This window comes from Uliginosibacterium sp. 31-16, assembly GCF_030730865.1.
In the GTDB taxonomy this organism is placed as follows: Bacteria; Pseudomonadota; Gammaproteobacteria; order Burkholderiales; family Rhodocyclaceae; genus Uliginosibacterium.
On sequence record NZ_JAVALZ010000001.1, the window covers coordinates 238,265 to 264,879 of the forward strand.

General features: G+C 61.5%; 24 protein-coding genes. 7 read left to right on the top strand and 17 right to left on the bottom strand.

The features are described from left to right. Positions 1–41: 41 nt before the first annotated feature. On the top strand, positions 42–1,088 hold the full coding sequence (locus Q9Q94_RS01090) for a type IV pilus twitching motility protein PilT (RefSeq protein WP_305978174.1): 1,047 nt from the start codon (positions 42–44) through the stop codon (positions 1,086–1,088). A gap of 61 nt (positions 1,089–1,149) precedes the next feature. Beyond that, positions 1,150–2,283, top strand: a complete 1,134-nt coding sequence (locus tag Q9Q94_RS01095) for a PilT/PilU family type 4a pilus ATPase (protein ID WP_305978175.1) — start codon at positions 1,150–1,152, stop codon at positions 2,281–2,283. A 172-nt stretch (positions 2,284–2,455) separates the two neighbouring features. Here Q9Q94_RS01095 and Q9Q94_RS01100 read toward each other — a convergent pair whose 3' ends face one another. From Q9Q94_RS01100 to Q9Q94_RS01110, 3 genes are all read right to left on the bottom strand, one after another. Beyond that, positions 2,456–3,619, bottom strand: coding sequence for a class I SAM-dependent RNA methyltransferase (locus Q9Q94_RS01100; protein WP_305978176.1), 1,164 nt, complete (start codon positions 3,617–3,619; stop codon positions 2,456–2,458). 126 nt (positions 3,620–3,745) lie between these two features. Beyond that, positions 3,746–4,189, bottom strand: a complete 444-nt coding sequence (locus tag Q9Q94_RS01105; RefSeq protein WP_305979460.1) for a CopD family protein — start codon at positions 4,187–4,189, stop codon at positions 3,746–3,748. Then, positions 4,189–5,082, bottom strand: a complete 894-nt coding sequence (locus tag Q9Q94_RS01110) for an NAD-dependent epimerase/dehydratase family protein (protein WP_305978177.1) — start codon at positions 5,080–5,082, stop codon at positions 4,189–4,191. Before Q9Q94_RS01110 ends, Q9Q94_RS01105 begins: the two co-directional genes overlap by 1 nt. Before the next feature lie 92 nt (positions 5,083–5,174). Here Q9Q94_RS01110 and Q9Q94_RS01115 point away from each other — a divergent pair, with 92 nt between their 5' ends. Both Q9Q94_RS01115 and Q9Q94_RS01120 read left to right on the top strand, forming a co-directional pair. Then, entirely contained in the window at positions 5,175–6,197 is a 1,023-nt protein-coding gene (locus Q9Q94_RS01115; protein ID WP_305978178.1) for a CDP-6-deoxy-delta-3,4-glucoseen reductase, read from the top strand. A 15-nt stretch (positions 6,198–6,212) separates the two neighbouring features. After that, positions 6,213–7,352: an EAL and HDOD domain-containing protein gene (locus Q9Q94_RS01120; protein WP_305978179.1), complete on the top strand. Its 1,140-nt coding sequence runs from the start codon at positions 6,213–6,215 to the stop codon at positions 7,350–7,352. 168 nt (positions 7,353–7,520) lie between these two features. On the opposite strand, the gene galE is transcribed toward Q9Q94_RS01120, so the two are convergent. The 10 genes from galE to Q9Q94_RS01170 form a co-directional block, all read right to left on the bottom strand. Further along, on the bottom strand, positions 7,521–8,537 hold the full coding sequence (gene galE, locus Q9Q94_RS01125; RefSeq protein ID WP_305978180.1) for a UDP-glucose 4-epimerase GalE: 1,017 nt from the start codon (positions 8,535–8,537) through the stop codon (positions 7,521–7,523). A 12-nt stretch (positions 8,538–8,549) separates the two neighbouring features. Continuing rightward, positions 8,550–9,098: a dTDP-4-dehydrorhamnose 3,5-epimerase gene (gene rfbC / locus Q9Q94_RS01130; protein WP_305978181.1), complete on the bottom strand. Its 549-nt coding sequence runs from the start codon at positions 9,096–9,098 to the stop codon at positions 8,550–8,552. Between the two features lie 12 nt (positions 9,099–9,110). After that, complete coding sequence (locus Q9Q94_RS01135; protein WP_305978182.1) at positions 9,111–10,088, bottom strand: serine/threonine protein kinase; 978 nt, start codon at positions 10,086–10,088, stop codon at positions 9,111–9,113. Positions 10,089–10,118: 30 nt separating this feature from the next. Continuing rightward, positions 10,119–11,051 (bottom strand): hypothetical protein, encoded by a 933-nt coding sequence (locus Q9Q94_RS01140; RefSeq protein ID WP_305978183.1) that lies wholly within the window; start codon positions 11,049–11,051, stop codon positions 10,119–10,121. A gap of 47 nt (positions 11,052–11,098) precedes the next feature. Then, on the bottom strand, positions 11,099–12,202 hold the full coding sequence (locus Q9Q94_RS01145; RefSeq protein WP_305978184.1) for an NDP-sugar synthase: 1,104 nt from the start codon (positions 12,200–12,202) through the stop codon (positions 11,099–11,101). A gap of 154 nt (positions 12,203–12,356) precedes the next feature. Next, positions 12,357–13,151 (bottom strand): 16S rRNA (adenine(1518)-N(6)/adenine(1519)-N(6))-dimethyltransferase RsmA, encoded by a 795-nt coding sequence (gene rsmA / locus Q9Q94_RS01150; RefSeq protein ID WP_305978185.1) that lies wholly within the window; start codon positions 13,149–13,151, stop codon positions 12,357–12,359. 16 nt (positions 13,152–13,167) lie between these two features. Further along, a complete protein-coding gene (locus Q9Q94_RS01155) occupies positions 13,168–14,073 on the bottom strand; it encodes a patatin-like phospholipase family protein (RefSeq protein WP_305978186.1) in 906 nt (301 codons plus the stop codon). 9 nt (positions 14,074–14,082) lie between these two features. Next, the gene (gene pdxA, locus Q9Q94_RS01160) at positions 14,083–15,084 is read right to left on the bottom strand and encodes a 4-hydroxythreonine-4-phosphate dehydrogenase PdxA (protein WP_305978187.1); all 1,002 of its coding nucleotides are present in this window, start codon (positions 15,082–15,084) and stop codon (positions 14,083–14,085) included. A gap of 28 nt (positions 15,085–15,112) precedes the next feature. Then, positions 15,113–16,408, bottom strand: coding sequence for a peptidylprolyl isomerase (locus Q9Q94_RS01165; protein ID WP_305978188.1), 1,296 nt, complete (start codon positions 16,406–16,408; stop codon positions 15,113–15,115). A gap of 24 nt (positions 16,409–16,432) precedes the next feature. Beyond that, positions 16,433–18,877 (bottom strand): LPS-assembly protein LptD, encoded by a 2,445-nt coding sequence (locus Q9Q94_RS01170; RefSeq protein ID WP_305978189.1) that lies wholly within the window; start codon positions 18,875–18,877, stop codon positions 16,433–16,435. 108 nt (positions 18,878–18,985) lie between these two features. On the opposite strand from Q9Q94_RS01170, the gene Q9Q94_RS01175 reads away from it, so the two are divergent. The 3 genes from Q9Q94_RS01175 (at position 18,986) to rlmF (ending at position 21,536) form a co-directional block, all read left to right on the top strand. Continuing rightward, positions 18,986–19,981 carry an aminoglycoside phosphotransferase family protein gene (locus tag Q9Q94_RS01175; RefSeq protein ID WP_305978190.1) on the top strand — a complete coding sequence of 332 codons (996 nt, stop codon included), beginning with the start codon at positions 18,986–18,988 and terminating at the stop codon, positions 19,979–19,981. After that, the gene (locus Q9Q94_RS01180; protein ID WP_305978191.1) at positions 19,965–20,306 is read left to right on the top strand and encodes a nucleotide pyrophosphohydrolase; all 342 of its coding nucleotides are present in this window, start codon (positions 19,965–19,967) and stop codon (positions 20,304–20,306) included. Before Q9Q94_RS01175 ends, Q9Q94_RS01180 begins: the two co-directional genes overlap by 17 nt. 264 nt (positions 20,307–20,570) lie before the next feature. After that, a complete protein-coding gene (rlmF, locus tag Q9Q94_RS01185) occupies positions 20,571–21,536 on the top strand; it encodes a 23S rRNA (adenine(1618)-N(6))-methyltransferase RlmF (RefSeq protein WP_305978192.1) in 966 nt (321 codons plus the stop codon). Between the two features lie 147 nt (positions 21,537–21,683). Here the strand turns inward: rlmF and map are convergent, their stop codons facing one another. From map to secA, 4 genes are all read right to left on the bottom strand, one after another. Further along, positions 21,684–22,508: a type I methionyl aminopeptidase gene (gene map / locus Q9Q94_RS01190; RefSeq protein ID WP_305978193.1), complete on the bottom strand. Its 825-nt coding sequence runs from the start codon at positions 22,506–22,508 to the stop codon at positions 21,684–21,686. Next, on the bottom strand, positions 22,505–22,735 hold the full coding sequence (locus Q9Q94_RS01195; protein ID WP_305978194.1) for a ParD-like family protein: 231 nt from the start codon (positions 22,733–22,735) through the stop codon (positions 22,505–22,507). The genes map and Q9Q94_RS01195 overlap by 4 nt, the downstream gene beginning before the upstream one ends. Before the next feature lie 189 nt (positions 22,736–22,924). Next, on the bottom strand, positions 22,925–23,566 hold the full coding sequence (locus Q9Q94_RS01200) for an RpiB/LacA/LacB family sugar-phosphate isomerase (RefSeq protein ID WP_305978195.1): 642 nt from the start codon (positions 23,564–23,566) through the stop codon (positions 22,925–22,927). Between the two features lie 280 nt (positions 23,567–23,846). Then, positions 23,847–26,585 carry a preprotein translocase subunit SecA gene (secA, locus tag Q9Q94_RS01205; RefSeq protein ID WP_305978196.1) on the bottom strand — a complete coding sequence of 913 codons (2,739 nt, stop codon included), beginning with the start codon at positions 26,583–26,585 and terminating at the stop codon, positions 23,847–23,849. Positions 26,586–26,615 lie beyond the last annotated feature (30 nt).

Consider the following 26,615-nt stretch of genomic DNA (forward strand, 5'->3'; position numbering starts at 1 on the left):
GTCCGCAGCAGACCCTCTTTGCCTCTGGAACCGTATTCACCATGGAAATCACCGAGCTGCTCGCCTTCTCCGTCAAGAACAAGGCATCCGACTTGCACCTTTCGGCCGGCCTGCCGCCGATGATCCGGGTCAATGGCGACATCCGCCGCATCAATCTGCCGCCGCTGGAGCACAAAGACGTGCACGCCATGGTGTACGACATCATGAACGACAGCCAGCGCAAGCAGTACGAGGAATTCCTCGAGTGCGACTTCTCGTTTGCCGTACCGAATCTGGCCCGTTTCCGGGTTAACGCCTTCGTTCAGGAACGCGGTGCCGGTGCTGTATTCCGGACCATTCCCTCCAAGGTGCTGACCCTTGAAGATCTGAACTGCCCGAAGGTGTTCAAGGAAATTTCCGACCAGCCGCGCGGCATCGTGCTGGTGACCGGCCCCACCGGTTCGGGCAAATCCACCACGCTGGCGGCGATGGTCGATTACGTCAACGAAAACCAGTATGCCCACATCCTCACCATTGAGGATCCGATCGAATTCGTGCACACCAGCAAGCGCTGTCTGATCAACCAGCGCGAAGTGCACCGCGACACCCACTCCTTCTCCAACGCGCTGCGCTCCGCACTGCGGGAAGATCCGGACGTGATCCTGGTGGGCGAACTGCGCGATCTGGAAACCATCCGCCTCGCCATGACCGCGGCGGAAACCGGCCACCTCGTGTTCGGCACGCTGCACACCTCCTCTGCCGCCAAGACGGTTGACCGCGTGGTCGACGTGTTCCCGGCGGAAGAAAAGGAAATGATCCGCGCCATGTTGTCGGAATCACTGCGTGCGGTGATCTCGCAAACCCTGCTCAAGACCAAGGACGGCACAGGTCGCGTCGCCGCCCACGAAATCATGATCGGCACCCCCGCGATCCGCAACCTAATCCGCGAAAACAAGGTCGCGCAGATGTACTCCTCGATCCAGACCGGCATGCAATACGGCATGCAGACCCTGGACCAGAACCTGCAGGACCTCGTGCGGCGCAACATCGTTTCTTCAGGCGAAGCCCGCGTACGCGCCTCCAACAAGGATCTTTTCCCGGGCGCCTGAGCTCTTCGACAACGCTTTGACTTGATGTCGGGCCATTCGGCCCGACAGTTACGGAGGCAGCATGGAACGCGACCAGGCACTCAAGTTTGTGCAGGATCTGCTCAAACTGATGGTCACCAAAAAAGGTTCTGACCTTTTCATCACCGCTGGCTTCCCGCCCGCGATCAAGATCGACGGCAAGATCGTGCCGCAATCCAATCAGATTCTCAGCCCGCAGCACACGCAGGACATTGCACGCGCAGTGATGAACGACAAGCAGGCGGCCGAGTTTGAATCCACCAAGGAATGCAACTTCGCCATTTCGCCGTCGGGCATCGGGCGTTTCCGCATGAACGCCTTCGTCCAGCAAGGCCGCATCGGCCTGATCGCACGGACCATCGCGGCGCGCATCCCGACTCTGGATGAACTGGGCATGCCACCGATTCTGCGCGAAATTGCCATGTCCAAGCGCGGTCTGGTGATCTTCGTCGGCGGTACCGGTACCGGTAAATCCACCTCGCTGGCTGCGCTGGTTGATTACCGCAACGAGCACACCTACGGCCACATCATCACCCTGGAAGACCCGATCGAGTACGTACACACCCACAAGAACTGCGTCATCACGCAGCGTGAAGTCGGACTGGATACCGAAACCTGGGAGGCTGGCCTGAAGAACACCCTGCGCCAGGCGCCGGACGTGATCCTGATGGGCGAAATCCGCGACCGCGAAACCATGGACTACGGCATCGCCTTCGCCGAAACCGGTCACCTTTGCCTGGCAACGCTGCACGCCAACAGCGCCAACCAGGCCATCGACCGGATCATCAACTTCTTCCCGGAAGAGCGTCGCGCACAGTTGCTGATGGATCTGTCGCTGAACCTGCGCGCGCTGGTTTCGCAACGCCTGCTGCCGCGCAAGGAAAGCAAGGGCCGCGTGCCAGCCATCGAGGTGATGCTGAATTCGCCACTGATCAGCGACCTGATCTTCAAGGGCGAAGTCACCGAGCTGAAGGATGTGATGAAACGCTCGCGCGAAATCGGCATGCAGACCTTCGATCAGGCCCTGTTCGATCTGTACGAAGCCGGCCTGATCAACTTTGAAGACGCGCTGCGCAATGCAGACTCGGTCAATGACCTGCGTCTGCAGATCAAGCTCAACAGCAAGCACGGCGACAAGGATCTGCTGGCTGGCGTACAGAATCTGGACATCATCTAGTTTCTGCCGCTTCAAAAAAGCAAAGGCCGCGCGGGCATCACCGCTGCGGCCTTTTTATTGGCAGGCTGAAAAAGCGCATGTAACGGATGTCTTCGGGCATGCCTCCCGGAAAGCTCCGCCCAGCGGTCGTTTCGAGCAAGGCTGCCTAGAGAAGTCCGCCCTATGCGGCTCTTCAGCCATCAAGCCTTTGCGTTCGTTCGCGGTTCTGCCCGGCCACAAGTTTGAATTCAAACACCCGGCAATCCAGATCGCCATTCATCAGCGGCGTGCGCTTGCTGGCCTTCAGGCCGATGAGCTTGGCCATCTCCAGATCGGCCGTAATGAAATAGGCATTCCAGCCGGCAAACCCGCGCTTGAGCGCATCACCCAGCTTGGGATAGAACTCGGCCAGCTCGTCGCCGGAAGACAGGCGCACGCCGTAAGGCGGGTTGCAGACGATCACGCCGGCATCGTCCGGCGCCTGCAGATCAAGCACGTCGCAAACCAGCAGTTCGACCTTGCCGGCCAGACCCGCCGCTTCCAGATTGGCCTCGGCACTGCGAATCTGGCGCGGGTCGATATCCGCGCCAAAAATCGGCAGCTCCGGCGCCTGCTTCTGGCGCTGCTGGGCGGCCTTGCGAATGCCCTGCCAGAGTTCGGCATCGAAATGACGGAATTTCTCGAAGGCAAAAGACCGACCCAGACCCGGCGCAATATCCAGCGCCATCTGCGCCGCTTCGATCAGGAAAGTGCCGCTGCCGCACATCGGGTCAAGCAACGTCTGGCCGGGCAGCCAGCCGCTGAGCTTGAGGATGCCGGCGGCGAGGTTTTCCTTGATCGAAGCCTCGACCTTGGCGCGCTTGAAGCCGCGCTTGTAGAGCGGCTCGCCGGAGGTATCCAGATACAGCGTGCAGGTATCCTCGGTGAGGAAGGCATGGATGCGCATGTCCGGCGACACCGTGTCGACATCCGGCCGGCCACCCTTGATAGCGCGGAAATGGTCGCAGATCCCGTCCTTGATGCGCAGGGTGACGAAGTTCAGGCTCTTCAGTGGTGACTTGATCGAGGTGACGTTGATACGGATCGGATTGATCGTGTCAAACGAACGCGCCCAGGTCACGGCACTGGCGAGACGATAGATTTCCTCCTCGCTGCGATAGCGCGTGAAGCCCACCTTCCACAACAGACGCGTAGCGAGGCGACTTTCGAGATTGACGCGATAGGCATACGCCCAGTCGCCCTCGCTGGCGACACCGCCGTGAGTGATGTCGACGCGGCTGGCGCCACAGGCCTGCAGCTCTTCGGCGAGCAGGTGTTCGAGGCCACGCGGGCATGGGGCGAAAAAGGTTTCGGACATATCAGATAGAAAGGCTAAAAATGGAGTGAAGTGAAACGGAACGGTTCTGGCAAGGCGCGCCGCCGCAGGCAGTACGAGCAGGTACGACAAGGCGGCGCAACGACGTCAGAAACATTTTTGGCCTTTCTAGAAAGGTTTGGTGATGACAAGAATCAGGATAGCGACGAGGAAAAACACTGGCACTTCATTGAACCAGCGATACCAGACATGACTGCGCGTGTTGCGGCGCGCGGCAAAATCGCGCAGCAGGCGCGTGCACCAGCCGTCGTAACCCGAAAGCAGAAGCACCAGACCGAGCTTGACCCACAGCCAGTGCTGCGACCACCAGAGTCCGGAATTATCCAGACCGTTCGAGAACGTGATCGACAAGCCCGCCAGCCAGGTGCCGACATGCAGCGGAATCGAGAAACGCTTGAGGCGTTGCGCCATGCCCAGCAGGCGGTCGTATTCCGCCACGCTGTCAGCCGGCACCGCGGCCAGATTCACATAGAGGCGCGGCAGGTAGAAGAGCGCCGCAAACCAGCTGATCACGAAAAACACGTGCAGAGCCTTGACCCACAGATACAGCATCATCGATTTCCTTGTTGTTGCAATCCAGCACGCGCGGCCCGCAAGCCATCGCGCACATCCGCGAAACGCGGCGTCCAGCGCAGTTCGCGCTTGATTCGTGCATTATCCAGCCGGCGCGATTCGCTCATGAAACTCATCGTCATCGGCGACAGGTGCGCCGTGCATTCGGCACGACTGGCACGCGGCGGACGGGGCAGCCCGAAGATATCCGCCATTGCGTCGTAGTAATCGCCCATCGCGAGGACCGAATCGTCGCACACATTGAACACGCGCAGGCGCGGTCCGCGAAACAGGGCCAAGCCACAGGCCCGGGCCAGATCATCGGCATGGATGTGGTTGGTGAACACATCATCCTCCGGCCGCAAGACCGGTTCGTCGCGCTCAAGGCGTGCCAGCGACAGGCGCTCCGCCGCATAGATGCCCGGCGCGCGCAGGATGCGCAAGGCGCAGCCCTGACGGATCGCAAAGGCCCGCAGGCGCAGCTCGGCCGCCACCCGCCGCTGGCCGCGGGCGCTTTGCGGGTGAACCGGACGATGCTCGGAAACCCGCGCCCCGCCACAATCTCCATACACCCCGCTGGTAGACACATACACGATGCGCCTCAGCGGGCCACCTGCCTGAAGAAGCATGCCCAGCAAGCGCTTCAGGCGCGGGTCATCAGCGCCCTCATTCGGCGGCGGCGCGCAGAGTAGCAAGGCTTCGGCCAGACCGGCGAGCCGGCGCAGACTGCCTGGCTCATCCAGATCACCCATGACCGGCACAGCCCCGGCCGCGCGCCAGGCCGCAGCCGCTTCGGCACGCCGCACCAAGGCGTATACGCGAAAGCGCTGCCGCAACCAGGGCATGGCGCGCCAGGCCACGTCGCCCGCACCGATGATGAGAAGTCGTTCCATGGCAGGATTATCCCATGACCACTCGTCCGGATTGACCCATCAGGCAGGGCTTGGGCGATAATCCAGCCCATTCCCGTTTCAGTGCATGCCCCATGTCCTTCAAGGTAACCCTGCAGCCCAGCGGCCGCCCTTTCACAGCGCAAGCCGATACATCCCTTCTGCAAGCGGCCCTGGATGCCGAACTGCTGGTGCCCTACGGCTGCCGCGACGGTGCCTGTGGCGCCTGCAAGGCCAAAATTCTCGAAGGCCAGGTCGACCACGGCAAGAGCCCCTTCACGACCCTGCCCGAAACCGACCGCGCTGCGGGCATGGCCCTGATGTGCTGTGCCCATGCCCGCAGCGATCTATCCATTGAATGCCGCGACGTACGCTCGGCGCACGACATCCCTGTGCGCAAGCTGCCCTGCCGCGTACAAAACCTCGAAAAGCTCGCCCCGGACGTGATGCTGCTGCGCCTGCGCCTGCCGCCCAGCGAGGTCTTCCAGTTCCTGCCGGGTCAGTACGTTGACTTCATGCTCGCCGACGGCCAGCGCCGCAGTTTCTCGATTGCCAGCGCTGCCCACGCCGACAACAGCCTGGAACTGCATGTCCGCCTGATTCCCGGCGGGCAGTTCACCAGTCATGTGTTCAGTGCCATGAAGGAACGCGACATCCTGCGTATCGAGGGGCCACTGGGCAGTTTTTCGCTGCGCGAAGACAATACGGCCCCCGTCGTGTTTCTGGCGGGGGGCACCGGTTTCGCGCCGATCAAGGCCATCATCGAAGACCTGATCGCCCGCGAAATCGAGCGTCCCATCACCCTGTACTGGGGGGCGCGCGAGCGCAGCGGCCTCTATCTGCATGAGCTGGCTGAACGCTGGGCACGGCAACGCGCAGATTTCCGCTACGTCCCTGTCATTTCGGAGCAACCGCCGGAAGGCTGGTCCGGCCGGACCGGACTGGTGCATCATGCTGCCATGCAGGATATCCCCGACATGTCCGGCCATCAGGTGTATGCCTGCGGCGCGCCGGCCATGATCGATTCTGCAAAAAAGGATTTCAGCGAACGCTGTGGATTGCCGTTAAGTTCCTTCTATGCAGACGCTTTCACCTTTTCCGCCAATAACCCGGTCTGACAGGGAGTCACACTCATGAGTACCGGAGTCCTGATCACCCGCGAGCCCGTCGTCAACCAGCAACGCGCGATCACCGCCAACCGCCTGATCGTGCACGCACCGAACATCGCTACCGCCCTCCAGACGTTGGAAGGCCTGCGCCCGCACTGGCCGACCGTGCATCCGGTCTTCATCAGTTTCGGGCGCCTCGTGCCCACCGCCGAACTGCTCGCATGGCAAGCCCCCGAGAGCGCCCTGATCGAGATCCCCGCGCCAGCCCTGCAGTACCCGCAGATTCAGGAACTGGTCGGCCAGCTCAATCAGGCAGGCGTACCGCTGGCACTCTCCTGGTATCAGCCAGGCGCCCAATGGCCGGCCGAGGTGGACTGCCGCTTCTCGCTGGCAGACTCCAACAAGGTCAGCTCTCCAATGGGCGCGCCGGGGCTGCCACTGGCCTGGGGACTGGCCGATGTACCGGCTTTTGAAAAAGCCGTGCTGCAGGGTTACACCGGCGCGGCCGGTTGGTTCTTCCTGAAGGGCGTCACGCCCGCCAAACAGCTCGCGCCCTCGCACGCCCAGATCGTGCGTCTGCTCAATCTGGTACGCAACGACGCAGACATCACCGAGATCGAAACAGCCCTCAAGCAGGATGTCTCCCTGCCCTACAAGCTACTGCGCTACATCAACTCCGCCGGCTTCGGCCTGATGGTCGAGGTGCAATCCTTCCGCCATGCCGTCACCATTCTCGGCCGCGACAAGCTCAACAAGTGGCTGTCACTGCTGCTCGTCTCCGCCAGCAAGGACCCTGCGGCCCCGGCCGTGATGCAGGCGGCGATTGCGCGCGGGCGGATGATGGAAATTCTCGGAGCGCATTTCTTCGACAAGGCCCAGCTCGACAACCTGTTCATCACCGGCGCCTTCTCCCTGCTGGATGTGTTGCTCGGCACCGGCATCGACACCGTGCTCGAACAGATGACCCTGCCCGAAGCTATCGGCGAAGCCCTGCTGACCGGAGAGGGCGTCTATGCGTCACTGCTCAAGCTGGCGATCACGTCTGAATCCTTCCTGCCTGACCAGATGCGCGCCCAGACCGATGCACTGGGCCTGAGCGATCAGCAGGTTTCAGAGGCCCTGCTGCAGGCGGTCGCATTTGCCGATGCGCTGAGTTTTGGCTGATTTCCCTCTGCCAGCACGACAAAGGGCGCCACGGCGCCCTTTTCTTTGCCTGCCTGAAGAGCCGCATGCAGCCTTCCTCCGCGGCACACCCGCCTGAAGAAGACCGCGGCTAGCCAATCTTCGGCTCGCCATGCTGGAGATCCGCGCTGGATGAGGCTTTTCAGGCCTTCATGGGTAACCATCCGGATTCGCGCTCTGCCAGCGCCAGGAATCCGCACACATTTCCTCAATCCCGCGCTCGGCGCGCCAGCCCAGCTTGTCGGCCGCCATCGCCGGGTCGGCATAACACTGCGCCACATCACCGCTACGCCGGGCAACGATCTCGAAAGGCACCGGCTTGCCGCTGACCTTCTCAAACGCCCTGACCACATCGAGCACCGAATAACCCATGCCGGTGCCGAGATTGACGGTCAGCACGCCCGGGTGCTGCGCCAGATAGTCCAGCGCCTTGACGTGGCCGATCGCCAGATCGACAACGTGGATGTAGTCGCGCACGCCGGTGCCGTCCGGCGTCGCGTAGTCGCCGCCGAAGACCGAGAGCTTCGCCCGCTTGCCCACCGCAACTTGCGAGACGAAGGGCATCAGGTTGTTCGGCATGCCGTTCGGGTCTTCGCCGATGCGCCCCGAAGGATGCGCGCCGACCGGGTTGAAGTAGCGCAGCAGCGCCACGCGCCATTCCTTGTCCACTGCGGCGAGGTCGCTCAGCACGAACTCCATCATCCACTTGGTGCGGCCGTAGGGATTGGTCGGGCCGGTCGGGAAGTCCTCGCGAATCGGCACGCTGGCCGGATCGCCATACACCGTCGCCGAAGAGCTGAAGACCAGCGTCTTCACGCCCGCCTCGTTCATCGCCTCGGCCAGCGCCACCGTACCGGCAATGTTGTTCTCGTAATACATCAGCGGCTTGGCCACCGACTCGCCGACCGCCTTGAGCGCCGCGAAATGGATCACCGCGTCGATCTTGTGCGCGGCAAACACCTCGCGCATCGCCACGCGATCGCGCACGTCGACCTGATGGAAACCCGCCAGCTTGCGCCCGGCCAGCTCCTCGACACGGCGCAGCGATTCGGCCTTGCTGTTGCACAGGTTGTCGACCACCACCACCTCATGGCCGCTGGCGAGCAGCTCGACGCAGGTGTGGGAGCCGATGTAGCCGGCGCCGCCGGTGACGAGAACAGTCGTCATCGCTCACATCCTTCAGGCGTAGGATTCACACTGCACGAACTTCTGCCCAACTTGGTCCTTGGCCGAGAGCTGCGGGGTGATGCCTTCGAGCGGCCAGTGCACGCCGACGATGGGGTCGTTCCAGGCGAGGCAGCGCTCGTGCTCGGGCGCGTAATAGTCGGTGGTCTTGTAGAGGAAGTCGGCCGTTTCGGAGAGCACCACGAAACCATGTGCAAAGCCGGCCGGCACCCAGAACTGGCGATGGTTCTCGGCGGAGAGCTCGACGCCCTGCCACTTGCCGAAGGTGGGCGAACTACGCCGCATGTCCACCGCCACGTCCCACACCCGGCCCGCCACCACGCGCACAAGTTTGCCCTGCGCCTGCTGCAGCTGATAGTGCAGACCGCGCAGCACGCCGCGCTGTGAGCGCGAGTGATTGTCCTGCACGAAATTGACCTTCACGCCGGAGACCTCGGCAAAGGTCTTCGCGTTGAAACTTTCCATGAAGAAGCCGCGTTCATCGCCGAAAACCTTCGGCTCCAGAATCAGCAGGCCTTCGAGTTCGCCCTTGATGACGTTCATGTTCTCATTTCCTTAAAACAACCATGGTTCGGCCATGCGCGGCACCTGGTCGCGCAAGGTGCCGATATGCTCTTCCCACCAGCCACGTGTATTGAACCACGGAAAGGCCACTGGAAAAGCGGGGTCTTCCCAGCGCCGCGCCAGCCACGCCGCGTGGTGGATCAGGCGCAGGGTGCGCAGGGCTTCGATCAACCCGACCTCTCGTGGATTGAAGTCGGCAAAGTCTTCGTAGCCGGCGACCAGATCGCAGAGCTGGCGGGTCATCTCGCCACGCTCGCCAGAGAGCAGCATCCACAGATCCTGCACCGCCGGACCCATGCAGCTATCGTCAAAATCGACGAAGTGCGGGCCGGCGTCGGTCCACAGCACGTTGCCCGGGTGGCAATCGCCGTGCAGGCAGAGCTGGCGGACCTCGCCGGCGCGCTCGAAGCTGGCGCGCACGCCGTCCAGCGCGCCGGTCAGCGCAGCACGATAGGCTTCGCGCAGATCCGCCGGCAGGTGCGGGCTGGCCAGCACGAATTCACCGGGCATGTCGCCCCAGTTCGCCACGTCCAGCAGGAGTCGATGCTCATAGGCGCGCGTGGCCCCCTGGGCGTGAATGCGCCCGATGAAGCGGCCCAGCCATTCGAGCACTTCGGGATGATCCAGCTCCGGCGTGCGCCCACCGCGCCGCTCGAACACCGCAACGCGAAAGCCGCCGGCATGCGCCAGGGTGTCGCCGCCGGGCAGGCACATCGGCGGCACAGCCGGAATCTCGTGCTCAGCCAGCAGTTGCGTGAAAGCATGCTCTTCGCGGATTGCCGCGTCAGACCAGCGCTCGGGGCGGTAGAACTTGGCGACGACGAAGCCGCCCTCCTCCAGCCCGGCCTGATAGACGCGGTTCTCGTAGCTGTTCAGCGCCAGCAGGCGCCCGTCGGTGCGGAGCCCCGTCGCATCGATAGCGTCCAGCACCCGATCCGGCGTGAGCGTGGAGAAAGGATGAGCGCTCAATGGGCAACCTCGCTGAAGGCGATGTCGGGCTTAATTGCGCACCTTCTCAGCCTCGAGAAATATCTCGCGATAAGCAACATGAGCAGACGTGAACACCAGCGCAAGTATAGGAATCGAGATCAATGCCACGAGACAGGCCGACAGTAGTTTCGCAACGCCGGCAAGCAGCGGCGACATCGACGCCAAGTAAGCCAGCAAGTCGCTTGCTTCGTAAAAAATAAGCGTGCCAAGAAAAATCGCCGGAGCAATAACAAGAAAAACCGCAGTCAGGCCGGGTTTGATGTTGCGCCAGGAACCCGATCTAGCACAGAACAATGCATCGCCAGGCGATAAGCCGTGAAGCATCACCAGTGCCTGACCAAACAGAAAAGCTTGGCAGGAATAGACGGCCCCGGCCGTGAATAGTGCCAAACACAGGAGAAGGCCAAGTGGAGTGGTTAACACAACAGAGGGGTCAACCAGAGCGGCTCTCGGGAAGAAAAACCGCCCGAACAAAAGCATGAAAACGGCAAAGCCAAACAACAGCAACAGAACACGACCTGCGTATCGAACGCCAAACCCGAGTTGTTTTCCCCGACAACGCCAAGGCCCGGAAAACAACAGACGTAAATCCAGAGTCCCGTAGCGACCAAGGTTTTCACTTGCCAACACCACGCCTCCCGTCAGCAACAACAGCAACACAATTTGCATGAATAGGGGAACGACCATCGGTAATGCATCTTGCAAGAAAAGCACTAGCAACCAAGGCAAGACACTGACGCCCACATACATCAACAGCATGAGCAGCCATCCGCCTGGCTGCACAGCAAACAGGCGCCACGCGGTGATGCACCAGCGAACACCCCGCCAGGCGGGCCACGCATTCCCGCGCGGAATCAGCGTCCCCTGAACAAACAGTGGCTCAATCTCATCCTGCAGACTGGCCGTGGGTGGCAGGTAGGGATTGCGAAGATGCTCTTTCATTTCGAAACCCTTTACTCGGACAGGAAGAAGGCCGCCAGAAAAACGACTCACCCGCGCGCATCACCCCAGCGCAGCGGGCAGCGGTCATCGCCCACGTAGACGGTGTGGCCGGTGCGGTCGACGTAGTAACGCGCCGACACGATCATCTCGGCAAAGGTCATGCTGGCGCCGATGCGGGTGTACTCGAAGAGCACGCTGCGCACCACCGTCGCGCCCTTGCGGATGTGGCTGCCATGGCCGATCCAGGTCGGGCCGATGATGGTGGCGCCTTCCTCGATTTTTACGGAAGAGCCGATGTAGACCGGGCCTTCAATGTTCACCTTGTCCCAGTCGATGTGGGTGTTCAGTCCGACGAACACGCCCGGGCGCACTTCCTTGCCGGGCATGTCCATCTGCGCCACTTCGCCGCGCAGCACGCGTTGCAGCACGGTCCAGTAGTCGGTAACGCGACCGATGTCGATCCAGTTGAAGAAGCGGTTCTGGGCGAAGAAGGGCTTGCCCTGTGCCACCAGCGCGGGGAACAGTTCGCTGCCGATGTCATACACCTTGCCGGAGGGCACCATGTCCATCACGGCCGGTTCGAAGATGTAGATGCCGGTCGAGGCCAGCGTGCTTTTGGCTTCTTCGGGCGCAGGTTTTTCCTGGAAGGAGATGATCCGGCCGTCTTCGTCCGACACGACGATGCCGTAGTTCTTCACTTCGGACAGCGGCACGTCCAGCGTCACCACGCTGGCAATCGCCCCCTTGGCCTTGTGCTCGGCCACGGCGGCGGTGATATCCAGATCGATGATCGCGTCACCACACAGCACCAGCGTCGTTTCGTCGAAGAAGCCGGAGTTGTCTTGGATGTGCTTCATGCCACCGGCCGAGCCAATCGGGCGCGGCACGATGTCGCCGTGCTCGTAGGCCCCCTCGTACGAATAGCCGATCTCCACGCCCCAGCGGTGACCGTCACCGAAGTACTCCTCGATCTTGCGGTGCATGAAGGCCACGTTGATCATGATTTCGCGCACGCCATGGCGCGCGAGGTGCTCAATGATGTATTCGAGCACCGGCTTGCCGAGGATGGGAATCATCGGTTTTGGGATGTCCTTGGTCAGCGGACGCACGCGGGTGCCCTGCCCTGCCGCCAGAATCATTGCCTTTGCCATCGTTTTTCCTCCGTCTTCTGCTTTTGGGTGTCAGTGCGGCCAGCATCCTGAAGAGCCGCACCCCGCCTTGTTCTTCAGCCGGCATGCCGCAAAAGGCATGCCGGACAACACGCTACAGCCAGGATGCCTGAAGAAGCACGCCACAAGCGGCTCTTCAGCCGGCTAAATCCGTCTTATGCTCCACCAGATAATCAGTGATCCGCACGTAATCCTGCACGCTCAATGTTTCACCCCGCGCCTGCGGATTGATGCCCAGCGCGGCAAAGTCCGCGTCGCTCACATGGTCGCGCAAGGTATTGCGCAAAGTCTTGCGGCGCTGACCGAAGGCGGCCGTCACGATCTTGCCAAGGAGCCCTTCATCGCGGCAGCTGCATTCGCTGGCCGGCCGGGGTTGCATGTAAACGATCGCCGAAGTCACCTTGGGCGCCGGCTTGAATGCGGTGGGCGGCACATCGAACAGGCTGGCCATGTTGAAACGGTACTGCAACATCACCGAGAGCCGGCCATAGGCTTCCGAATCCGGCTCGGCCACCATGCGGTCGACCACTTCCTTCTGCAGCATGAAAGTCATGTCGCGCACGCGCTCGGCGTAGCTGGCGAAATGAAACAGCAGCGGCGTGGAGATGTTGTAGGGCAGATTGCCGACCACGCGCAGCGGCGCCGGAAGCGTGCCGAAATCGAATTTCAGCGCGTCGCCTTCGTGAATGGTGATCTGCGCCGGCGACCAGGTCTGCTTGAGCTTGGCAATCAGGTCGCGGTCGATTTCCACCACATGCAGGTGCCCGCAGGCCGCCTGCAGCGGCACGGTGATGGCACCCAGACCGGGACCGATCTCGACAATCGCCTCGCCCGGCTTGGGCGCAATGGCATCGATGATCTGGCGGATGATGCCGGCATCGGAGAGAAAGTTCTGCCCGAAACGTTTGCGGGCGATATGACCTTGAGGCATGCATTGGCGCGTGCAGTTATTGGCTGCGCGCGGCGATCTTTTCCTTGATTTTCGGGATGGCGGCAAAACCGGCCTGCTCGCCGCGCAGAATGGCCTCGTGGCGCTGCTGGAAATTCGCGGCAGGCAGACCATTGGTGTCGGGATGAATCACGATGTCGGCGTCGCGCAACTCGAACGCGCCGATGGTCGTGCCCATGATCGCGATGGTGTCGAGCATCAGATCGACGCTGCCCTGATTGCGCTTGCCGGAGGGGCGCCCGGAGATATCGACGGCAATCACGATATCGGCTCCGAGCTGGCGGGCGGCGCGCACCGGGATCGGGCTGGTCAGCCCGCCATCCACGTACTCACGCCCCCGGATCAGTACCGGCGAAAACACCGCGGGAATCGATGACGAGGCACGCACCGCGGTGCCGACATTGCCTGCCGTGAACACGGCGGGCTGGCCATCGGCCAGATCAGTCGCCACCACCGCGAACTTGCGCTTGAGCCCTTCGATGGGTTTGCCCGCCACTTGCTGATTGATGAATTTCTCCAGTGCCTCGCCCTTGACGAAACCACGCTCGAAAATGGCCCAGTCGGTCAGCGCACTTTCATCGAGCTGGAAAGCCTGTTTCTGCAAGGCAAAGGCATCGTTGCCCGCCGCGTACAGGGCGCCCACCACGCTGCCGGCGCTGGTGCCCACGATGATGTCCGGCACGATGCCGTTGGTTTCCAGCGCCTTGATCACCCCGATGTGGGCAAACCCGCGTGCCGCACCGCCCCCCAGCGCCAGCGCAATTTTCGGTCGAGGTTTCTGCACGACCGGCTGAACAAGCACCGGGACTGGTTTGACGGGTTCAGGCTCGGGTTTGCTGCCGGAAAAGAAGCAGCCGGCGAGGCATAGCGGGATCAGCAGGACAAGGGAGCGAAAGATTGGCATGGAAAAAGGTCAGGCTTGTGGCGCAGAGCCACTCAGCATGTTGAGAGCACATTCAATAGCGGCATGCAGACTGCCCGGATCGGCTTTGCCCGACCCGGCCAGATCCAGCGCCGTGCCATGATCGACCGAAGTACGGATGATCGGCAGACCGAGTGTGACGTTGATGCCGCCACCGAAAGTGGCAAACTTCAGTACCGGCAAGCCCTGATCGTGATACATCGCCAGCACCGCGTCACCTCGGACCAGCTGGTGCGGCGTAAACAGGGTGTCGGCCGGCAAGGGACCGATCAGTTGCATGCCTTCGGCACGCAATCTGGCCAGCACCGGTTCGATTACGTCGATCTCTTCGCGCCCCATGTGCCCGCCCTCACCCGCATGCGGATTCAGCCCCGCCACGAGAATGCGCGGTGCCGGCAATCCGAATTTGTCGCGCAGGTCTGTGTGCAGGATGCGCAGCACGGCTTCCAGTTCGTCGGCGATGATAGCCGCAGGCAGGTCCTTGAGCGCCAGATGGGTCGTCGCCAGAGCCACGCGCAACCAGCGTTGTGGCTGACCATATTCGCCCGCCAGCATCATCACCACGCGCGGGGTGGCTGTGCGCTCGGCCAGATATTCAGTGTGGCCGGTAAAGGGAATTCCGGCCTCGTTGATGATGCTCTTCTGCACCGGCGCCGTGATCATCGCCGCAAACTCACCCCGCATGCAGCCATCAATGGCGACATCCAGGGTGCTCAATACATAGGGCGCATTCGTCGCATCCAGCCGGCCAGCTTGCGCGGGAGCACCAAGCGGTACATGCCAGACCTCCAGCGAGCCGGGTGGAGGTACGGCATCGGCACGGTAGTCGACCAGCGTCACGGCTTCGCCGATCAGCCGGGCACGTTGTGCCAGCAGTTCGCGATCGCCGATCAGCACCAGCCGCGCCGGCCACGGCTTGCGTGCCAGCATGGCACACAGCTCGGGGCCAATCCCGGCGGGCTCGCCAGAAGTGATAGCCAGGACAGGCAACATGGACGCGGGTCTTCAGGCAGGTGGCAACTTATTCGGGCTTGATTTCCACCCAGGCGGCGTCGCGCAGCTGGCGCAGCCAGTCCTCGAAGGCTTCATCGATCTTGCGTTCGCGCAGTGCTTGGCGAGCTTCCATCTTGCGACGGTCCGCCGTGACATCGACTTTCTTGCGCTCCAGCACCTGGATGATGTGCCAGCCAAAGGGAGACTCGATGGCCGCACTGATTTCGCCCGGCTTGAGTGCATTCATCGCACGCTCGAATTCCGGCACTGTGTCTCCAGGCGACAACCAGCCCAGATCGCCACCCTTGGCCGCCGTGATGTCGGAAGAATGAACCCGGGCCATCTCGGCAAAGTCCGCTGCGCCGCCGCGAATGCGGATGGCGATGTCATCGAGGCGCTGCCGCGCCTTGTCGGCGGAGCCGGCAGCATCTCCGCGAACCAGGATGTGGCGCGCCCGCGTCTGCTCGACCTCAACCTTGCTCTCAGCGGCATCACGCAAATCCATCAGCTTGAAAACATGCAGACCCGCAGCACTGCGCAGGGTCTTGCTGACCTCGCCCTTGCGCATGCCCGGCAAGAGTTCAGCGAAAATCGCGGGGACACGCTCCAGCGGGCGCCAATCAAGCGAGCCCCCCTGCATGGCATCCTGCGCCGCAGAATAAGAAGCGGCCAATTTGGCGAAGTCCTCGCCCTGACGGATCTGCCGCTGCAGTTCTTCGGCACGCAGGCTGAGTGCATTCAGCTGATCCGGCGTGGCGCCTTCGGGCGCCCGCAACAGGATATGGGAAACCAGATATTCACGCGCCTTGGGAGCCGTGGCGCCGGCGGCCAGCAAGGCATCCACCTCTCCCGGGCTGATCGTGATGCGGGCGTCGACTTCGCGTTCACGCAGTCGTGACATCAGGATTTCATTGCGGACATTGTCGCGGAACTGGTTCCAGACAATTCCCTCCTGCGCCAGAGCCTTGGGCATATCGGCCACCGCCAGCTTGTTCTGCTCGGCAATGCGTTGAATGGTGCGGTCCAGCGTCGCATCATCCACACTGAGTCCCCGCTGCTTTGCAGCCTGCAGTTGCACGCGTTCAATCACCATGCGGTCAAGCACCTGCCCCCGCAGCTGGCTGGCGGAGGGCTTCGGAGTGCCTTGCGCGGCCAGCAGACGCTCGGCCTGTGCGATCCGGGTATTGAGTTCGGACGCGGTAATGACCTCATCGTTGACCACCGCAACAACGCGATCCAGTTCGGCGGCATGCACGCACACCGGCAGGAGCAGGATGGCCAGCAGGCTACGGGTCAGACTCTTCATCATGGTTGCAACAGACATGGTTTGTGAATTTACGGTAGGTAATCAGGGCTGGGTGCTATCGCCGAACATCGGATCGCCCACGCCAGGCTCATTGATCTTGCCATATCCGCTCACGCTGCGCTTGAGCAGATTGACCGGATTGGAGCCCAGCGAAGCAAGGCCATTGAATTCAAGCTGCAGGAAGAAGGAATTGTTGCGCGTCTGGCCGGAGGTCTGGGCAGTGGTACGCATTGTCTGCCACACCCCGCGCAGCACCCAGCAGTCGCCTTTGTATTCGAGCCCTGCAATCGCTTCGGTCAAGCTGTGGTCCCGCAGGTTCAGGTTGTAGCGACCCACACCATACCAGCCGCCCCACAGGGGCCATTGTGCCGAGAAATCCAGGTCCCGGAACTGGTCACGCTGGTAGCGATAACTGACCGAGGCGACCTTGGAAAAATCGGGCTGGTAACGCAAGCCGGTCGTCGCACGCTGCCACAAGCCGGTGCGATGGTCGTACTGCAGGGCATTGTCAACCCACAGGTCGCGATGCACCCGTCCCGACGCTGCACCCAGAATGTTGGCGACCCGCCCGGTACGCTGGGTTTCGCCCGGCATGGTCACGCGCTGATCTTCAAAGTAGTAACGCTGCGCCAGGGCCAGACGCAACCATTCTTCGCCGGATGCGCTTTCGATCATGCGCGACTGCAAACCCGCGGTCATCTGATGGGAGTCCGCAATGCGATCCTGTCCGACGTAGCGGTTTTCGGAAAAAATCTGGGCGAAATTGAAATCCGCCACGCCAGAGTCGAAAACCGGAATCTCGCTCTGGTCACGGTAGGTGGACTTCACGAAGTAGAGACGCGGCTCCAGCGTCTGGATCTGTGCCTTGCCGCCAGAGCTGGTCTCGCGCTCAAAGATCACGCCGGAATCGAGTGACACAATCGGCACACTGCGGCCGAAATTCGACTCGCCCTCAGTCGAACTGCGTCGGTTGATGTTGTAGCGCGACAGATGCACCCCGACCTTGGGCGTAAGGAAGAAGGCCGAACTCTGCATCGGGTAGGAAACCTGCGGATACAGCGTGGTGCGCCGCCCCTCGTCCAGAGTAGGGTGCGCAAAGTCCGTGTACTCCATCGGCATGCTCAACGCCAGGCCGTGGAAATCCGACTGCTTCGCCAGAGCCGTGATCTGCGGCATGCGGTTATACGGAGCATCGCCAGTCAGCACCTGATAGCGCTGCGCAAGAACGCCCGCAGAGAGCCAGGTTCCGCTGTTGTAGTTCAGATTGGCCTGCTGGTTGAGCGTCGACTGCGAGGTCGAGGTGATCTTCGAACTGAGATCCGAGAAATAGGTCTTGTCGGTCACCTGGGTGGCATCCACCGAGCCGCTCAGGCCATAGCCGAAATTCTGGTTATGCTTCCACGAGTACAGGGCTCGTGAATCCTTTGTGACCTTGTCTTCGCTCAGATACTCGCCACGGAGACTGCCACTTTCCATGGGGGTCAGGTAACGCGCCTCGCCGCCAACCTGCATCCCGCGCCGGCTCATCCAGCGCGGGGCCAGCGTCGCATCATAGTTCGGAGCGATATTGAAGTAATACGGCACGGTGGCATCAAAGCCGGTGCTGTTGGTCGCACCGATGGTGGGCGGCAGAAAGCCCGACTGGCGCCCGCCATTGAGCGGAAACTCGGCCCACGGCATGTAGACCACCGGCACCCCCTTGAATACCAGGGTACTGTGGGTCGCCTCGCCTTTGTCGCGGTCAAAATCCAGCTCCAGATCACTCATGCGCAGATACCAGGAAGGGTCCGGTATCGGGCAGGTGGTATAGGTCGAATTCTTCAGGCGGTAATGGTTTTCGCCTTCGAGCTTGAGCACATCTGCATGGCCCGAGCCAGACACCATTTGCGTCATCGGCGCCACCGGTCGACGGGTACTGGACCATGCATCGCCGCTCAGCTGGCGCTCGCGCTGCAGTTGATAGCTGGGCGTGTCGAATTCGCCGAACCAGGTATCCAGGTTCATCTGGGCCCGGGGCCCTTCAATGGAGTCCGCCCCCCGCACCAGCTTCACATTGCCCTGAGCCTGGATTTCGTTGGAGACCTGATCGTAGTAAAGACGATCACTGGTCAGCACCGTGTCACCGCGCTCCAGACGCACATTGTTCACCGCGGTCATGTCGACCTGGTCGCGTCCGTCGATGCGTCCGGCCTCCACTGTCGTAACACGCGGATCGCGCGGCGGCGCCTTGCCACCTACCGAAGGAACCACCACCAGCGCCTTGTTGCCCGTCACCGCGACACCGGGCTTGCTGGCAGCAGGCTTGCTGACGGCCGGCGGCGCAGCGGCAGGCGTGCTTTGGTCAGCCTTGGGTTCGCCCAGCAGGCGAGCATCGACCTGCAGCGAAGACTGGGCCAGCAAAGTACCAGGCAATGCCGCCAGCACGGCCAGGACAAGCAGTCGCGGGCGGGCGGGATAAGCGTGACGCAGGGGGCGGATTCGGTTCATGAGAGCCTTGCTGAACAGATCAAGGAACGGCAACGCCGTGGCGCCAGCCGGGTTTGGTAAGATTGCCGGGCATTTTACATGAGCGCAGCACTACAACCGGAGCATGTCTTGGAACGTCAGCAACTAATTCACACCTGGCTGGAAAAAATCCTGCCCGACAGCCCTTTTACGCTCGCTCCGGCCTCGGCCGACGCCAGTTTCCGCTGTTATTTCCGTGCCAGCTTCGCCGACGGCAGCACCCGCATCGTGATGGATGCCCCGCCGAGTCACGAAGACTGCCGCCCCTACCTGCATGTGGCCGAGCTTTTTCACGCCGCCGGTGCGCATGTGCCAGAAGTCTTTGCGCATGATCTCGAACAAGGCTTCCTGCTCCTCTCCGACCTGGGCAGCACGACTTACCTCGCCGCCCTGACCCCCGACAACGCCAACGATCTGTATGCCGATGCGCTGGGCGCCCTGGCCGCGATCCAGCAAGCCAGCCGTCCCGGCCAGTTGCCCGAATACGACCGGGCGCTGCTGCTGCGCGAGATGATGCTCTTCCCCGAGTGGTACGTGGCGCGCCACAAAGGCGTCACACTGACGGACGCGGAGATGGCCGAACTGCTGTCCGTCTTCGAATCCATCATGGCAGTGAATCTCGCCGAACCACAGGTTTTCGTGCATCGCGACTACCACTGCCGCAACCTGATGCTCAGCCATCCGAACCCCGGCGTGCTGGATTTCCAGGATGCCGTATATGGCCCGATCACCTACGACCTTGCCTCGCTGTTCAAGGATGCCTACATCCACTGGGAAGAAGAGCAGACGCTGGACTGGCTCGTACGCTACTGGGAAATCGGTCGCCAGATCGGCCTGCCGGTGCGCGCCGACTTCAACGATTTCCACCGCGACTACGAATTCATGGGCGCCCAGCGCCACATCAAGGTGCTCGGCATTTTTGCCCGCCTGTACCATCGCGATGGCAAGGACGGCTACCTGAAAGACATGCCGCTGGTCATGCACTATCTGCGCAGCGCCTGCGCACGCTACGGCGAATTGCGCCCGCTGCTGCGTCTGCTCGACCGCCTGGAGCCGGAAGGAGTGCAGATTGGTTACACCTTCTGAGGAACGTCTCGTCGACACCGCGCAGCTGGAAACAGTGCTGGCAGCGTTTGCCCGCGCGCGCGACTGGGACCGCTTTCACAACCCGCGCAACCTGCTCCTGGCACTGACCGGAGAAGTGGGCGAGCTGGCCGAAATTTTTCAATGGAAAACCGACGCCGAAGCGGAAACCATCATGACTACCGACGAGGCCGAACACGTCCGCCAGGAGGTCGCCGACGTATTTCTCTACCTGATGCGCCTGGCCATGGTGCTCGGGATCGATCTGGATGCCGCCGTGCGCAACAAGATCGACATGAACGCGCGCAAGTACCCGGCGGCAGAATAGCTGAAAGCCCAGCAACACCCATCTGAAGACCCGCTTCCGGCAAGGATCTTCAGCCTCCCTGCCCGGGCAGCCTTTCTGGAAGCCGATCAACAGCACGGCTTGCTGAAGGCCCTTTCCAGAAGCGGCTCTCAGACAAGGTTCGCGCACGCCTGAGGTGATCAGGCGGCAAATCCACCATCCCGCCACGCGCCGCCCCCAAAGGCGGCGCAATGGCTTTTCTGTTAAGGTGCGCCCACCTTTCAACGCCTCGCCGCCGCGTGTGCCATGACCCAGAAAAAGAGCTTTCCGCCCGTCAAATCCGGCCTGCATCCGCGCAATCTGCACCGCGAGCGTTATGACTTCCCTGCCCTCATCGCCGCACACCCCGCGTTGTCGGCCTTCGTGCACACCAATCCGCACGGCGATGCCTCGGTCGACTTCGCCAACCCGGCGGCCGTGAAGGCGCTCAATGCCGCGCTGCTCGCGCACTTTTACGGTATTCAGAACTGGGACATCCCGCCCGGCTACCTGTGCCCGCCGATTCCCGGACGTGCCGACTACCTGCACCAGCTCGCCGATCTGCTCGCCATCTGCAATCGCGGAAACATCCCGCGTGGCCCGCACGTGCGCGGGCTGGACGTGGGCTGCGGCGCCAACGCCATCTACCCGATGCTCGGCCACACGCTCTACGACTGGTCTTTCGTCGGCACCGAGATCGACCCGGTGGCGCTGAAGAATGCCGAGAAGATCTTTGCGAGCAACGCCAATCTCACCAGCGCGCTCGAAATGCGCCTGCAAGAGCACCCCGACGACATCCTCGCCGGCGCCATCAATTCCAACGAGTATTTTGAATTCACCCTGTGCAACCCGCCTTTCCACGCCTCGGCCGAAGAGGCCGCCGCCGGCAGCCAGCGCAAGCTGCGCAATATCGGCAAGGAAGTCACCGCCAAGCCGCGGCTGAACTTTGAAGGCTTGAGCCACGAACTGTGGTGCGAAGGCGGCGAGCGCGAATTCATCCGCCACATGATCAGCCAGAGCCGGCCGCTGGCCGACAATATCCTGTGGTTTTCCACGCTCGTCTCGAAGCAGGACAACCTGCCCCAGATCTACGCCCAGATCGAACGCATCGGCGCACGCAACATGCGCACGCTCGACATGGCCCAGGGCCAGAAAATCAGCCGCGCTGTCGCCTGGAGTTTTTACCGTACGGCAGACATGGAGAAGTGGGCACGCAGCCGCTGGAAGGCCTGATGTCGCGCAGTCGGGCTTTCAGCCGAAAGCGCTCATTGGCAGAACGCATCCAGAGCCGCGCCCATCGTCACGCTCGAAAGTCATGATGGACTGCCTGCCGCCTCCGGTCTGCCCTGCGCAAGCGCATGAGACCTTTTGCGGCCCCGATCACTCAGTCCGCGCTTGTTCAGAGGACGGCGTAATGGCGGAATACTCCCCAAAGCCATCCGGCCAAGGCGTAAGGATATCGAAGCCGCTGCGGGTAACCGCCACCATGTGCTCCCACTGCGCGGAAAGCGAACGATCCTTGGTAACGACAGTCCAGCCATCCACGAGATGCGCTATTGCAGCCCGCCCCGCATTGATCATGGGCTCAATGGTGAACAGCATGCCCGCCTCAAGCCTCAAGCCCGTGCCCGGCCTTCCGTAGTGAGGGACATGAAGCTCGTCGTGATAGACCGTTCCGATCCCGTGACCACCGTACTCGCGAACAACACTGAAGCCTTCTCGATGGGCAACGGTCTGGATGGCGTGACCAACATCCCCAAGCGTGGCGCCAGGCCGGACTTGCTCAATGCCCGCGCGCATGGCCTCGTATGTCGTGCGCACCAGTCGTTTCGCCAGGGCATCCGGCTCTCCGACAAAGTACATGCGACTTGTATCGCCGAACCAGCCGTCTTTGATGACCGCGACATCGATGTTGAGAATATCTCCGCTCTTCAATTTCCTTGCGGAGGGGATTCCATGACAGACAACATGATTGACCGAGGCGCAGATGGTTTTTGGATAACCGTGATAGCCGACGTTTGCCGGAATCGCCCGCTGCACATTGACGATGTAGTCATGGCATAGCTGGTCCAGTTCGTCGGTCGTAACCCCGGGTTTCACATGACCGGCAATCATCTGCAGGACATCGGCAGCCAACATGCCGGCATGCCTGGCCATGGCCAGTTCAGCCCCGGATCTTATGGGCACCCGTCTGGCGTTGGTCATGCAGCACTCTCCGATAAAGCCGCCGTGACACTCACCGCGTCCGTGAGTTGGCGCTCGGTCTGGATGAGCAACTGGCAGATTTCTCCGTACCGAAGGTTCGGATTCAGCTCCGACAGCATGCCAACGCGAAGCCAGTGTTCTGCCTGGGCGTTGATCGAACGGCTCAGCGCCCCGCTGGCCAGACGCAGGTTTTCATGCATGTGTTCGGAGATTTTGACGATTCCCATAGCGCACCCTGAATATACACTTCATAGTCAGAGCATATACTACCAAGACGCATCAAAAATCACCACAGTCCTTCGCCTGCCGGAGACCTGCCCATTTCTCCCGAGCCCCTGCTTTCAGGCCGGAGCACGCAGCACAGACGCAAAAAAGCCGACCCCGAGAGGTCGGCTTTTCGCATCTGCCGGCGCAGATCAGGCAGCCAGCACGCCCTTGACGTAGGCGGTGATGGCTTCGTCCTGGCTGTTGGCGAAGAAGTACTCCTGGAACTTGTCGCCAGCGATGGCGGCCTTCACGAGGTCCTGATCGATTGCCTTCAGGGCGCTCACGATGTCCTTGGTGGTGGCAGCCTTCACATCCTTCAGGATGCCGCGGTTCTTGGCCATGATGGCAGCGCGCTCTTTCGGGTAGCCCAGACCACGCTCGCCGTCGAACAGCTTGCGGTACACGTCTTGCAGGTTCAGTTCAGCAGCCCAGCCGAAACCCTTGGCGTAGGGCATGGAGATGGCGTTGCCGTCGTTGATCTGGCCGAACAGGAAAGCGTCGGTCGGGTCGATCACCAGGCCGCAGAACACGCCCGGGAAGGAGTTCAGGGCCAGCATGGCGCCCATACCCGTGCCGCAGCCGGTGACGACGAAGTCAGCAGCCTTGGAGTTCAGCAGGATGGCGGCCAGGACACCGTTCATGACGTAGGTCAGCGAAGCCTTGTCTTCAGCCGAGTACATGCCGTAGTTGAAGACGGTGTGGCCCAGGGGCTCGGCAACGGTCTTCAGTGCGTTTTCGATAACACCGTTCTTGGCGGCCTGGCTGTTTTCGTTGATCAGTGCGATTTTCATGACTTGTTCCTTTTGAAAAAAGAGGGTGCTGCGAGATCTGGAAACTTCAATTTCTTGTTGCTGCAATTACCGCAAATTTGAGGCTGCCCGGACGACATGACAGCAGTTCGGGCCCAACTCAATAAAACCTGTCCCGAGGACCGGCTTTTTGTTTTCATCAGTGCCCGCGAGCCGGGCGTTGGCAGAAAACGTAGCGAGCGGGTTGCGATTGAGGCGAGAGACACTGCCGTATGCTTATACGGCGAGCATCACAGCCTCAAGCCCGGCCCGCGCAGTAGTTTTATGCCAGTGCCCCGTGACACTGTTTGTACTTCTTGCCTGAACCACACGGGCACGGATCGTTGCGCCCAACCCGCAAGCCGTTGTTCTCGAACGGCATCTGCTTCTTTTCGGTGGTTGCGGCGGCCGCCAGTGCCTCGTCGTAGTCGGCGTGCTGGTATTGCACGTTGTCGACACCCGGATGCACTTCGGCAGCTTCTTCGATCTGTTCTTCGGAGCGGATCTGCACGGTCATCAGCAAACGTACAACTTCCGTCCGCACGCGGTCCAGCAGCGCCTCGAAAAGCTCAAAAGCCTCGCGTTTGTATTCCTGCTTGGGATTCTTCTGCGCATAGCTGCGCAGATGCACGCCCTGACGCAGGTGATCCAGCGCAGAGAGATGCTCGCGCCAATGCTGATCCAGGCTGTTGAGCATCACGTTGCGCTCGAAACCAGCCCAGGCATCGTGGTTCACGTCCTTGACCTTGTCGGCATAGACCTGATCCGCCACTTCGAGAACCTTGATGAGCAGGTCTTCGTCGGAGAGCTTGCTGTCGTTTTTCGCCCACTCGGCGACGGGAACGTCCAGACCATACTCGGCCTTGAGCTCCTTCTCGAAACCGGCGAGGTCCCATTGCTCCTCAACCGACTCGGCCGGCACGTGAGTACGGAACAGCTCGGCAATCACACCCTGGCGCATCGCCGTGATGGTCTCGGCGATATCGGCCGTTTCGAGCAGTTCGTTGCGCTGATGATAGATGACCCGACGCTGGTCGTTGGCAACGTCGTCGTACTCAAGCAGTTGCTTGCGAATGTCGAAGTTGCGCTGCTCGACCTTGCGCTGGGCGGATTCAAGCGAACGATTGACCATGCCAGCCTCGATCGGCTCGCCTTCAGGCATCTTCAGGCGAACCATGATCGAGTTGAGACGATCACCGCCAAAGATCTTCATCAGCGGATCTTCCAGCGACAGATAGAAGCGCGAGGCGCCGGCATCCCCCTGACGGCCTGAACGACCGCGCAACTGGTTGTCGATGCGCCGCGACTCGTGACGCTCGGTACCGATGATCTTGAGACCGCCAGCGGCCAGCACCTGCTCGTGCAAACCTTGCCACTCGCTGCGCAGCGTTGCTGCCTTCGCGGCTTTTTCTTCGTCGGAAAGCGCTGCGTTTTCCCTGACCAGCGAGATCTGCTTGTCGACATTGCCGCCGAGCACGATGTCGGTACCACGACCGGCCATGTTGGTGGCGATGGTGATCACTCCGGGACGACCGGCCTCAGCCACGATCTCGGCTTCACGCGCATGCTGCTTGGCGTTGAGCACGTTGTGCGGGAGTTTCTCGGCGTCGAGCAGGCCGGACAGCAACTCGGAGGCTTCGATCGAGGTGGTGCCGACCAGTACGGGCTGACCACGCAGATGGCAATCCTTGATGTCGGCAATGATCGCGGCGTGCTTCTCGTGCGCAGTGCGGTACACCAGGTCGTTCATGTCCTTGCGGATCATCGGCTGATTGGTCGGAATGACCACGGTTTCCAGCCCATAGATGGAGTGGAATTCGTAGGCTTCCGTATCGGCCGTACCGGTCATGCCGGCAAGCTTGCCGTACATGCGGAAGAAATTCTGGAAGGTGATCGAGGCCAGGGTCTGGTTCTCGGAATTGATCTTCACACCTTCCTTGGCTTCCACGGCCTGATGCAGTCCGTCGGACCAGCGGCGCCCCACCATCAGGCGGCCGGTGAATTCATCAACGATGATGACTTCGCCGTTCTGCACCACGTACTGCTGATCCTTGTGGAACAGCGAATGGGCGCGCAGCGCGGCATACAGGTGATGGATCAGCAGGATGTTGGACGGCTCATAAAGGCTGGCACCTTCGGTGAGCAGGCCCAGGCGCACGAGGATTTCCTCGGCGTGATCGTAGCCCTGCTCGGTCAGCAGCACCTGATGCTGCTTGAGGTCGATGGTGTAGTCGCCCGGCACGATAACCGGATCGGTTTCGGTGCCTTCACCCTGCTGAACGGTCAGCAGCGGCGCGACGGCATTGATCTTCACGTACAGATCGGTGTGGTCTTCGGCCTGACCGGAGATGATCAGCGGCGTACGCGCTTCATCAATGAGGATCGAATCCACTTCATCGACGATGGCGAAATTCAGGCCGCGCTGGGCGCGCTGACCGATCTCGTACACCATGTTGTCGCGCAGATAGTCGAAACCGAACTCGTTGTTGGTACCGTAGGTGATGTCGCAGGCGTAGGCGGCAAGCTTCTCTTCCTGCGGCTGCTGGGAGTAGATCACGCCCACACTCATGCCGAGGAACTTGTAGATACGCCCCATCCAGTCGGCATCGCGACTAGCCAGGTAGTCATTCACGGTCACCACATGCACGCCCTTGCCGGACAGCGCATTCAGGTAAACCGGCAGGGTCGCGGTCAGGGTCTTGCCCTCACCTGTGCGCATTTCGGCAATCTTGCCGTTATGCAGCACCATACCGCCGACCATCTGCACATCGAAGTGGCGCATGCCATGCACACGCACACCCGCTTCGCGCACCACCGCGAAGGCTTCGGGCAACAGCGCGTCAAGCGCCTCGCCGTTTGCCAGTCGCGCCTTGAATTCATCCGTCTTGCCACGCAGTTGCTCATCGCTCAGAGCCTGAATCTGCGGCTCCAAGGCATTGATGGCACGCACTTTCTGCATGTATTGGCGAACCAGCCGATCATTGCGGCTACCGAACACTTTTTTGAGCAGGCCTTGGATCATTTTGAATTAATTGAGGAAACGCGGCAAAAC